This window comes from Kitasatospora sp. NPDC001159, assembly GCF_053598235.1.
Genome location: NZ_JBSFJV010000159.1, coordinates 1 through 10802, shown reverse-complemented (window position 1 = coordinate 10802; position 10802 = coordinate 1). Strand labels below are relative to the sequence as shown.

Sequence of the window (10802 nt, the reverse complement as noted above, 5' to 3'; positions counted from 1 at the left end):
TCAGGGCCGACCGCATCAGCGGCCCAGGCTGGACCTGTGACCAGGGCACACTCACCTGCACCCGCAGTGATGCCCTTCCCCTCTGGCACGTCCTTGTGGCACTGCCCGCACTGGACGGGCTGCGCCAGTCTGAACCCGCAGCCCGGACAGAACGGCGTGCCGTGCGTCTCGGTCTGGCACTGCGGGCAGACCAACTGCCGGGGCGTCTGGACATCGAACTCCGCGCCCGACTGCTGCCCGGCCTTGTAGGCCCGCTCGGAGACCATGTCGTTGAGGCCGCGCCGCTGCGCCGCCAGCGCCTCGGCGGCGGTGTCCGGGGCGCAGTCGAAGCACAGGCCCTGGCCAGGGTCGAAGCAGCGGCCGCAGACGTAACGGGTGCACCGGCCGCAACGGTTGAAGTGCGACTCGGCGTTGGCGATCGCACGCTGGAAGGCGGCGTCCCGGGCGGTGCCCCAGGTCTGGCCGGCCAGGCCGTCGGCGGCGTTGCTGATGGTGTTGGCGTTGCCGCCGATGAGGTTCCAGGCGGCGCTGACGCCCTTGCCTATCCAGCCGGCCACCTGGCCGGTGGTGAACCGCTCGAACGGCGAGCGCCAGGTGTCGGAGCAGCGGTAGCAGTAGAACTCGAACTGGAAGCCCGCGCCGGTCCCGTACTGCTCGCACAGGTCGCGGTAGTTGCTGCTGAAGTTGATCTCGGAACTCACGTCGTCCCCGGTTGCTGAAGTGGCCTGTTCGGCGGTCGATCCCAGGGACGACAAGGTGTCTTCGAACGGTTCCGCCAGGGACTTCCCCCGGCTCCTCAGAGCCCGGAGACCGGCAGCAGCATCCGCTCGGGTTCGAACAGCCGCCAACCGGCGGGCTGTCCGCTGCGGCTGACCCGCAGTCGGCACCACTGCCGCCCGGCCGGGTCCCGCCACCAGCCGCTGATCCGGCCGAGCGCCCAGGTGCCACCGCCGAGGTCGACCTCGACCGGCTGGTACACCCACCGGACGTCGGTGTCGGCCGGTTCCACGGCCAGTGCGGGGCACCGCCGACGCTCCACCACGCTTCCGCCTCCCGACCAGGCCCGACCGGCTGCGGCCGCGCCCGGAACCACCGCCCATCGCCGGAACTCTACAACCGTGTAGAGCACGGTGGGTGGAGTTCCGGCGAAGCCCGTCCGCGGACTCGTCGGGTCCTGCTCGAAGCCCGCCCGTCGACTCAGCGGGCGTCTCGGCGCGACCGCCGGCGCCGCCACAGCACGACCGGAACGACACCTGCGAGCGCGAGCGCCGCTGGCGCCTGGGGCGCCTCCGACAGGGCGGCCGCGGCCCCGGAGGGCACCTTGTCGAAGGTGTCCGGGACGGGCAGCGTCGACCAGTTGGAGATCGGCCACGCCACCACGAAGGCCCGGCCGACGACGTTGTCCACCGGCACGAAGCCGTCCCCGGTCAGGTTGTGGTGCGGACGGGAGTCCCGCGAGTTGTTGCGGTGGTCGCCCATCACCCAGAGCTTGCCCTTGGGCACGGTGACGGTGCCGACCGGGTCGTTGTCGCAGGGCGTGGCACCGGGGAACAGGTACGGCTCGTCCAGCGCGACGCCGTTCACCTTCACCGGGCTGCCCGCGTTGCACTCGACGGTGTCCCCGCCGACCGCGATCACCCGCTTGATCAGGTCCTTCTCGTCCGCGGAGGGCATCAGGCCGACGGTGCTCAGCACCTTCTGCACGGAGCCCATGAAGCCGTCGTCGTGCGTCTGCGTGCCCTCCAGCCAGCCGCCCGGATCACGGAACACCACCACCTCGCCGCGCTCCGGCTCGGCGCCGAACCACGGGGTGAGCTTGTCGACCAGCACCCGGTCACCGACCTGCAGGGTGTTCTCCATCGAACCGGAGGGGATGGAGAAGGCCTGCACGAAGAAGGTCTTGATGCCGAGCGAGAGCAGCAGGGCGATCACCAGCAGGATCGGCAGCTCCTGCCAGAACGGACGCTTCTTGCGCGCGGGCTTCGCGCCCGGCTCCGCGTCGTCCGGCCCGGCCTCGCCCGCCCTGGCCTCCACCGCCTCGCCGGCACCGGCCGACCCGGCCCGCTTCGCAGCCTCGGTCTGGTCGGTCGGCTCGGCCCGCTCTGGGTGCTCCGCCCGCTCCTTCGTGCCACCGCTCTCGCCGGACTCCGTGCTCTGCTGCACACTCATTTCCTCGGCCCCTCCCGACGGCCTGGCGGGAGCCCGAAGCGGAAACCCCCTGTCAGGGAACGAACCTACCGAACTGAGGTTCCCGGGCGCGCCCTGACATGGATGCGCTCACCCTGCGGACCGAAAAGGCTGAGGAACTCCACCGGCTGCGAACCGGCGTTTCCGAAGGCGTGCGGGGTGCGGGTGTCGAATTCGGCGGCCTCACCGGCCGTCAGCACCAGGTCGTGCGGGCCGAGCAGCAGCCGCAGCCGCCCGGACAGCACATACAGCCACTCATAGCCCTCGTGCACCTTCAACTCCAACTCGGGCCCGGCGTTCCGGCCCTGCGGCACGATGTGCTTGTACGCGTGCAGACCGCCGAGGTGGCGGGTGAGCGGGACGATCGTCTGGCCGTTCCTGGTCACCGGGCGCGGGTGGATCCGCGGGTCGCCGGTGGCCGGGGCCCCGACCAGTTCGTCCAGCGGCACCCGGTACTCCCGGGCCAGCGGCAGCAGCAGCTCCAGGGTCGGCTTGCGCTGCCCGGACTCCAGCCGGGACAGCGTGCTGAGCGAAATGCCGGTCGCGGCGGCCAGTTTGGCGAGCGTGGTGCCGCGCTCCCGACGCAGGGCCCGCAGCCGCGGGCCCACCGTTGTGAGGACGTTCTCGAACTCTTCGTCGGCCATGCCTGCCATTCGCCGGGACGGCAAGGGTGTTTGTCAATCCGGCACACCGTGGTACGTCATCACCGCTCCGGGGCGATGCGCTCGCACGGACAGCGGCGGGGCCCGGTGACGATCCGCGGATCGCCGCCGGGCCCGCGCTCCGGATCAGCTGTACTCACGCAGCCGGGGCCGCACCCCCAGCGCGGTGAGGCCGAGCGCCAGCGCCAGCGCGCCGCCGGCCAGGGCCGCCGTGGTGCCGTCGAGGTCGCTGTCGGTCTCGGCGACCGCCGTCTCCATCGCCTTCCGGTTGATCGCGATGGTGTCCCCCATGGCCGTGCTCAGCTGCTCGAACTCGTAGTTGGACTGGCCCTTGGCGAGCCCGGTGTTGAGCGTGACCGCGTCCTTGAGCTTGCCCTCCTTGCGCAGATCGCGGATCTTGCGGTCGGTCACCTGGTAGTCCTGGAAGGCTGCCAGCACCCGATCGGCGGCGTCCTGCTCGCCGCCGAAGGTGATGTTGCGCAGCTCGCTGCCCAGGTACCCGCCGAAGGGGACGGCCTCGTGGTTCGACCGGTACAAGTTCGCGGCGGACTGGAGCTGGGCGTTGTAGCCCGCCATGGTCGCGCCGTCCAGCCGCACGATCGCCTGGCTCTGGTCGAAGTAGGCCTGCTCGTACGCGGCCGCGCGCGACGGGTCGGTCAGGTAGCGGCTCTCGTCGGCGTTCATGTCGTAGGCGACGGCGCGGGCCCGGCTGAGCGCTATCACCGAGTCGTAGGCGTCGCTCTTGGCGGTCACCAGGTGGTGGTCGGCGCGGCCCACCAGGTACAGCCCGGCCACCAGTACGATGCCGGTCAGCACGGTGACTGCGGCCAGCGCCGGATTGACCACCCGGTGGTAGCGCAGGGTCAGTGCCCGCTGGAGCCCGACCAGGGCGGCGAGGGCGAGCAGGCCGACCACGAGCAGCCACCACCAGCCACTGCCCATGGCGTCGCGCTGCTCGGTGTACACCCGGTCGACGGTAGCCTCGTTGGCGGCGGTGACCTGGTCGGCGGCGGGCAGCAGCTGCTGGCGGAGCAGGTCGGTGGCCTGCCGGTAGGAGTCCAGGGCGGCGGGCGAGGGCTGGCCGGCCGGGGCCTTGGCCTGCTCCTCCAGCAGCTGGGCGCGGGCCACCAGGGCCTCGTAGCTGCCGAGCTTGCCGAGTACCAGCTGGACGGCGCGCTGCCCGGCCGGGTCGTCGGCGGCGGCCTGGGCGGCCTGCTGGAGGTCGTTGTCGGCCTGGTCGCGGCGCTGCTCGTAGGTGTCCAGGGTCTGCTTGCGCAGCGTCGCGTAGTCCGGGTCGGCGCCGACCAGCAGGAGGTTGGCGGCCTGGGCGTCCATGTCGCTGAGCGCGAAGTAGAGGTCGGCGGCTCGGGTGGCCTGCGGGGCCGCCTGGTGGCCGATGGTGTCGGTGCCGTCCCGGGCGCCCCCGAGGACGGTGGCGACGGTGACGCCGAGGCCGATCAGGGCGGCCAGGCTCAGCGCGGTGAGACTGCGGACCAGGCGCGGGGTGGTCCAGTAGGACCGGCTGCCGACCGTCCGGAGGCCCTGGCCGAGCCTGGCCAGGGTGCCGGGCCGGACACTCGGTACGGCCGGTGCGGGGCTGTCGCCCCCTTCTTCGGCCACCTCCTCCGAGGTGGCCGCTCTGCGCGCTGTCGAGGTGGTCATGACCGTACGTCCCTTTCCCCCGTTGCACGGTCTGCCAGGGGTTTCCCACTGAAACCGAACGCAGATCCGTTTCTCTCCGCCGGGCGAGGCTAGTGCCGCACCACCTGGGATGAGACGCCTCCTGACGCCTCCTTGACACCGCCGGGCGCCGTTCTTGACGCTTCCTTAGCGCCGCTGCGGCACCCGGCGGGGTCGGTCCTGCGTGAGGCGCTGGTGGAGCGGTCAGCTCTGCCCGGCCTTGCGGCCGAGGTTCGCCTTCTTCTTCCGACACGCCTTCTTCTTGCGGGCGCGCTTGGACATCGTGCTCTTGCTGTCGTTCCTCGGGGTTCGGGGTTGCTTCAGGCTTTCGGGCCGGGGCGCTCTTGGCGACGGCGCCGCCGTCGAAGTAGGCGCCGTTGGTCAGCTCGACGTCCGGCAGACAGCGTCGCACCCCGGCTGCCGCACCGTCCGCCGCCGGCGCACCGGTGCGCCCGTACAGCGGCAGCAGCACGGTGGCGCACTGGCCCGGGTTGAGGCTGACAGCGGTGATGCCGGAGCGGGCCGGGGCCATGTCCGCGGTCGCCATGGTGAGCGCCAGCTGCGACTGGGCGTACGCGGCGACCCTCGAGTGCTTCTTCACCCGGTGCGGGTCCGACCAGTTCATCGACGCGGTGCGGTGCAGCGAGGAGGAGACGTTGACGATCCGGGCGTCACCGGCCGCCGACAGCGGGGCCCGCAACAGCTTCGCCAGCAGGTGCGCGGCCAGGAAGTTGACCTGCAGCGAGACCTCGTTGCCGTCGTCGGTCACGTGCAGCGCTCGGGCGCCATCACGGCGGCGTTGGGTCGTGATGGCGTACCCGGCGGTTCATGCAGCTCATCCAACCCGTCCCCGTCCGCCGGGGCAAGCACCGCACCGGCGCCCTGACGAATCCCAGACGCGCCCCGAATACCCGTACGTCCAACCGGGGTTGACGGAACCCTCGGGACGTCGGAGCTTCGGCCCGCCGAACGATCCCGGTCGCCGCTGGCGTCCTCGCCGCCACCGCCCGTGTCACCCTCTGGTTCAAAGCGACGTCAACGAACGTGCCGGGACGGCACGTTCGTCCAGGTGAAGCGGCTACGGACCACCCTTGCCCCCACTACGCTACGTGCCATGACTTCTTCGGAGACGGCCCCCGGGCGGGGCACGGCGGTGGTGATCGGCGGCGGGCTGGCCGGCGTGGTGGCGGCCTGGGCGCTACGCGGCTGCGCCGAGCGGATCGTCGTGGTGGAGCGGGACCGTTACCCGGACGAGCCGGCGTTCCGGGCCGGTGTGCCGCAAGGGCGCCACGCGCACCTGGTGCTGGAAGCGGGGCACCGGGCGCTGGAGGAGATGATGCCGGGCATCAAGCAGGAGCTGACGGACGCAGGAGCGCACCGGGTCTCCACTTCGGGTGACCTGAAGTGGCTCAGCTCGGCCGGGTGGATGGCCGACTACCCCGCGCGGATGGCTTTCCTCAGCTGCACCCGGCCGGTGCTGGACAAGGTGGTGCTGGACCGGGTCCGCACCGAACCCTCGATCGAGTTCCTGGCGGGTACCGACGTGGTCGGGCTACTGGGCTCGGCGCGAGCGGTGACCGGGGTCAAGGTCCGCGAGCGCGACTCGGGCGGCGACTCGGGCCGCGGCTCGGGGCGGAGTTCCGCTCGCGGTGAAGTCCGCGACATCCCGGCCGAGTTGGTGGTCGACGCGTCCGGCCGCTCGACCTCGGTACCGAAGTGGCTCGCCGAACTGGGCTGCCGCCCGGTGCCCGAGGAGCGGGTGGACGCCGGCGTCGCGTACTCCTCCCGGCTGTTCTACCGCCCGCCCGGGGTCGACCTCGGCTACCAGGCGATCTACCTGCAGACCAAGGCACCCGACAAGCCGCGGATGGGCGTACTACTGCCGGTCGAGGGCGACCGCTGGATCGTCAGCCTGGCCGGGATGCGCGGCGCCGAACCCGAGCCCGGCGAGGATGGTTTCACCAAGCACCTGGCCCAACTGCGCGATCCGGGCCTGTGCGAAGCGCTGCGGGACGCCGAACCGGCGGGCGAGGTACGAGGCTTCCTGCCCGGCCCGGGCGTGCGGCGCCACTACGAGCGCAGCGCCCCGGAGGGTCTGGTGGCGGTCGGCGACGCCGCGAGCACCTTCAATCCGGTGTACGGCCAGGGGGTCACCGTCTCGTTGTTCTGCGCCCAGGCGCTGCGCCGCATCGCACTCCGGCACGGCGGTGTCGGGCACACCACGGCCCGCGCTGCCCGGCGGGAGATCGCGGCGGTGTCCAAGAACCCCTGGGTGATGTCCTGCGCCGAGGACGTCCGCTTCGCCGCCACCACCGGCGGCCCGTCCGGCGCACTGATCAAGGTCCAGCACCGCTTCCTGGACAAGGTGCTGGCCGGCGCCACCCGCGATCCGCTGGTCACGGCCGCGTTCCACGAGGTGATGTCCCTGGTGTCACCGCCCACGATACTGTTCCGCCCATCGGTGCTGGCCGCCGTCCTGCGGGGCTGACGCTTGCGGAGCTGACGCTTGCGGAGCCGCTCACGGCGCGAGGTGCGCGGCGACGTACGGCAGCGCGACCTGCTCCAGGGCGCGCTGTCCGAAGGCCGGGTGGACGTTGACCTCGAAGACCACTCCGCCGCTCTCGGCGGCGAGGTCGACGCCCGCCAGCTCCAGCCCGAGCGACTCGGCCGCGGAGATCGCCAACTTCGCCAGCCCGTCGGGAAGTTCATCGACTTCCAGCAGGGTGGAGACGGCACCTCGGCACTCGTTGCAGGGCGCGTCCGGGTCCGCCTGGACGTGCTCCACCGCGCGGACCACCGTGCCGCGCAGCACCACCACCCGGTACTGGTGGCGGCGGCCGTCCGGCAGGAAGTTCCGGGCGTCGCGGGCGATCAGCCAGTCAGCCCCCGCGTCGGCGTAGTGCCGTGCGACAGCGTCGAGTTGGGTGCGGGTGGTGACGTGGAAGACGTCCTCGCCGCCCATCCCGACGCAGGGTCGGGCCCAGACGTCGCCGCCGAGCCGCCGGAAGGCCTCGGCGGCGCCCCCCGGACTCGGCCGGGAGAGCACGACACTGGGCATCTGCGGCACGCCGTCCCGGGTGAAGCGGGCGACGGTGCGGTCCTTCTCGGTGGCCGCCCGCCACGCCTCGGGGTCGATGCCGAGTGAGCGGGTGCCGCACGCTCGCAGCTGCCGCTGGCAGTCGGCGAAGGCGCGTCGGCGGTGCGGCGGGATCTCGTAGACGATCACCGTCTCGGCGGTGACGGTCCGCCCGTCCACCGTGAGCCGGAGGCCGTCCGAGCCGACAGCGGGCTCGACCCGGCCGCTGCCGCCGTCCATGAAGTGCCGCGCGTCGAGGTGGACGGGCGCGCGGCCGGTGAGCGTCCGTACGGCGGCGGCCAGGACGTCCCGGCTGCCTTCGGTCGAGCTGTGATCGGTGAGGAGAACGAGGTCGCATCGGCCCATGCGGCCATGGAAGCGGCCCCTCGTGGTCGGGACAAGACGGCCCCGCGCGCCACGGTGACCAAAACCGCTCGCGGACCGGCGGCGGGGCCGTCCGGACGCGGCCGTTGACCAGGCCGTTGACCAGGCCACCGAGTACGGCCGCAACTAATTCGGATGCGACCGTTCCGACGAGCCACTAGCCTGGCCCGCATGTCTACGCCCCGAATTTCCTAGCCGACGGACCCGCCTCCACGCCACCCGTCTGTCCGCTAGCCCTTTCGGAGCGTTACCCAATGATCACCATTCGTGGTGTCGACGTGCGCGTCGGCGCCCGTCTGCTGCTGTCCGACGTCACCCTGCACATCGCCCCCGGCGACCGGATCGGCCTGGTCGGGCGCAACGGCGCCGGCAAGACCACCCTGCTCGCCACCCTCGCCGGGCAACTGCCGCCCGCCGCCGGGGCGGTCACCCACACCAGGCCGGTCGGCTACCTCCCCCAGGACTCCCGCGCTGCTGACCCGGCCGTCACCGTCACCGACCGCATCCTGTCCGCCCGCGGTCTGGACACCGCCGTCCGCGCGCTGCGCGCCGCCGAGGAGGCGATGGCCCGGGCCGGCTCTCCGGCGGAGGAGCGCCGGGCGATGGACGCCTACACCCGGGCCGATGCCCGGTTCCAGTCCCGGGGTGGCTACGCCGCGGAGGCGGAGGCCGCCCGGGTCGCGGCCGGACTCGGGCTGTCCGCCCGGGTCACGGACTCCCCCGTTGGCACGCTCTCCGGCGGCCAGCGGCGCCGGGTCGAGCTGGCCCGCATCCTGTTCGCCGAACACGGCACCCTGCTGCTGGACGAGCCCACCAACCACCTGGACGCCGACTCGGTCGGCTGGCTGCGCGGTTTCCTCACTACCCACTAGGGCGGGCTGGTACTGATCAGCCACGACCTGGAACTGGTGGAGGAGACCGTCAACCGGGTCTTCCACCTGGACCCGACCCGCGCCACCATTGACATCCACAACACCGGCTGGCAGGCCTATCACCCAGCGCGCGGCCGACGAACGCCGCCGCGCCCGCGAGCGGGCCAACGTCGAACGCAAGGCCGCCGCCCTGCACGCCCAGGCCGACCGGATGCGCGCCAACGTCGCCACCGCGACGACAGCCCGCAGCATGGCCCGCCGCGCCGACCGGATGCTGGCCAAGCTCGAACCCGTCCGGCAGGCCGAGCGCACCGCCCGGATCCGGCTGCCCGAACCCGTGCCCTGCGGCCGGATGCCGCTCGGCGCGATCAGCCTCGTCAAGGCCTACGACGACCGGCCGGTGCTGACCGGGTTGGACCTCGCCGTCGACCGCGGCAGCCGGCTGGTCGTCCTCGGGCTCAACGGTGCGGGCAAGACCACGCTGCTGCGGATCCTGGCCGGTCAGGAGACCCCGGACTCCGGCCGCGTCGTCCCCGGGACGGGACTACGCCTCGGCTACTTCGCCCAGGAGCACGACACCCTGGACCCGGCGCTCAGCGTCCGCGACAACCTCGCCAAGGCTGCGCCCGACCTGACGGACAGCGAACTGCGGCACGTGCTCGGCGCGTTCCTCTTCCGCGGCGACGACGCCGACAAGCCGGCCAGGGTCCTGTCCGGCGGCGAGAAGACCCGCCTCGCCCTGGCCGCCCTGGTCCAGATCGGCGGGACACTCTGGCACCCTATCTGACCAGGAGAGATTTCTGGAAGGAGCCGGAACAGCGACTACGGCCCGGAAGGTCATCCGACGTCGGCGGCTGTTGGCCGAGTAGTGATGCTTGGCGGCCGCCCTGCGGCCCGCTCCATGCTGGCGTGAACCGTTTCGAACTCTGCGATGAGCTCTACCGGGTTCCGGCGTGAGACGACCGATCAGGGTGATGGCCGAGGACCGATCCGGGTCAGCCCCGCGAGCAGGTCCACGCGGTGTTCGACATCCGCCCACACGCGGGCGCATATCCCGCCGACCGTGCGCCAGCCGATCTGCATCAGCTGGATCACTGTGGTCTTCGAGCAGTGCGTGGCCAGCCAGGCCACGGTGTCATTGAAGGCCAGGGTGTGCCCGGTGCCGTGACGGGCCCAGGGCACGTGGGCGACGACCACGCCGTGTTCAGGGCAGGACACCCGCGGCGCGTCGGCCTCGATGAACGCCCGGACCACCCCCAGGTCCAGGGCACGCCAGCGCCGGCGGCCCTCGCCGTTGTCGAACCTGGCGCACCGGCGCTCGCAGACCCCGCAGCGTTGCCGGCGCCGCTTCGCCGGGCGGGCATGGACCACGATCACCGCGTCCTCGGCACAGGCCTGCGCGCCGTCGTCCTCCTCGGCCTCGACCGAGTCGATCACCGTGTGTTCGACTCCGAGCAGCCGAGTCCATATGCTTGCAGATCGCACGCCGTATCCAGGTTCTTCCGTTTCGTACGTCGCAAGTCGAAACGTACCTGTGGTACGGCGTGTTCTGCATATCAGCCCTGGTCAGCGACCCACGGAAGCGACAGGAGAGCCACAAATCCTGCTACACCACTCCACGGGACGCCATAGCGCCTTGCCCCCGCTCACGGCAACGACGCCCGCCTCGCCGAGTGAATCACCGCCGCCCGCCACCGCACCACACGCCAGCGATCCTTAGGGCTCGCAGAGAATCTCTGTGTTGCTTCCCGCTCGGCGGCTCGTTGATGTGGTATGCGCACCTCCGAGTCGATTGGTGACCAACTCGCCCTGAAGTTCGTCGTGTTGTTCCCACACCTGGATGAGCGCCAGCGGCGTCTGTTGATGGCAGCCGAGGCACGGCTGCTGGGGCACGGCGGCATCCGCGCCGTCGCGCGGGCGGCCGGGGTCAGCGAGACGACG

General features: G+C 71.8%; 7 protein-coding genes and 3 pseudogenes. 3 read left to right on the top strand and 7 right to left on the bottom strand.

From position 1 onward, the window contains the following. From ACWC9T_RS38820 to ACWC9T_RS38800, 5 genes are all read right to left on the bottom strand, one after another. Positions 1-701 (bottom strand): hypothetical protein (locus ACWC9T_RS38820; protein WP_449825747.1); only part of this gene is annotated, 701 nt, incomplete at its 3' end. Positions 702-796: 95 nt separating this feature from the next. Beyond that, positions 797-1042, bottom strand: a complete 246-nt coding sequence (locus tag ACWC9T_RS38815) for a hypothetical protein (RefSeq protein ID WP_449825746.1) — start codon at positions 1040-1042, stop codon at positions 797-799. 155 nt (positions 1043-1197) lie between these two features. Beyond that, positions 1198-2163, bottom strand: a complete 966-nt coding sequence (gene lepB / locus ACWC9T_RS38810) for a signal peptidase I (protein WP_449825745.1) — start codon at positions 2161-2163, stop codon at positions 1198-1200. Positions 2164-2234: 71 nt separating this feature from the next. Then, positions 2235-2831: a helix-turn-helix domain-containing protein gene (locus ACWC9T_RS38805; protein ID WP_449825744.1), complete on the bottom strand. Its 597-nt coding sequence runs from the start codon at positions 2829-2831 to the stop codon at positions 2235-2237. A gap of 144 nt (positions 2832-2975) precedes the next feature. Next, the gene (locus tag ACWC9T_RS38800; protein ID WP_449825743.1) at positions 2976-4511 is read right to left on the bottom strand and encodes a hypothetical protein; all 1536 of its coding nucleotides are present in this window, start codon (positions 4509-4511) and stop codon (positions 2976-2978) included. Between the two features lie 1132 nt (positions 4512-5643). Here ACWC9T_RS38800 and ACWC9T_RS38795 point away from each other — a divergent pair. Then, a complete protein-coding gene (locus ACWC9T_RS38795) occupies positions 5644-7017 on the top strand; it encodes an NAD(P)/FAD-dependent oxidoreductase (protein WP_449825742.1) in 1374 nt (457 codons plus the stop codon). Between the two features lie 30 nt (positions 7018-7047). On the opposite strand, the gene ACWC9T_RS38790 is transcribed toward ACWC9T_RS38795, so the two are convergent. After that, on the bottom strand, positions 7048-7971 hold the full coding sequence (locus ACWC9T_RS38790; protein ID WP_449825741.1) for an ATP-grasp domain-containing protein: 924 nt from the start codon (positions 7969-7971) through the stop codon (positions 7048-7050). Positions 7972-8243: 272 nt separating this feature from the next. Between ACWC9T_RS38790 and ACWC9T_RS38785 the strand changes: the two are divergent. Beyond that, positions 8244-9633 (top strand): annotated as a pseudogene (locus tag ACWC9T_RS38785) (ABC-F family ATP-binding cassette domain-containing protein); the annotation flags it as partial. Between the two features lie 212 nt (positions 9634-9845). Here ACWC9T_RS38785 and ACWC9T_RS38780 read toward each other — a convergent pair. Beyond that, positions 9846-10346: pseudogene (locus tag ACWC9T_RS38780) on the bottom strand (helix-turn-helix domain-containing protein); the annotation flags it as partial. Between the two features lie 288 nt (positions 10347-10634). Here ACWC9T_RS38780 and ACWC9T_RS38775 point away from each other — a divergent pair. Next, a pseudogene (locus ACWC9T_RS38775) lies at positions 10635-10802 on the top strand (ISAzo13 family transposase); the annotation flags it as partial.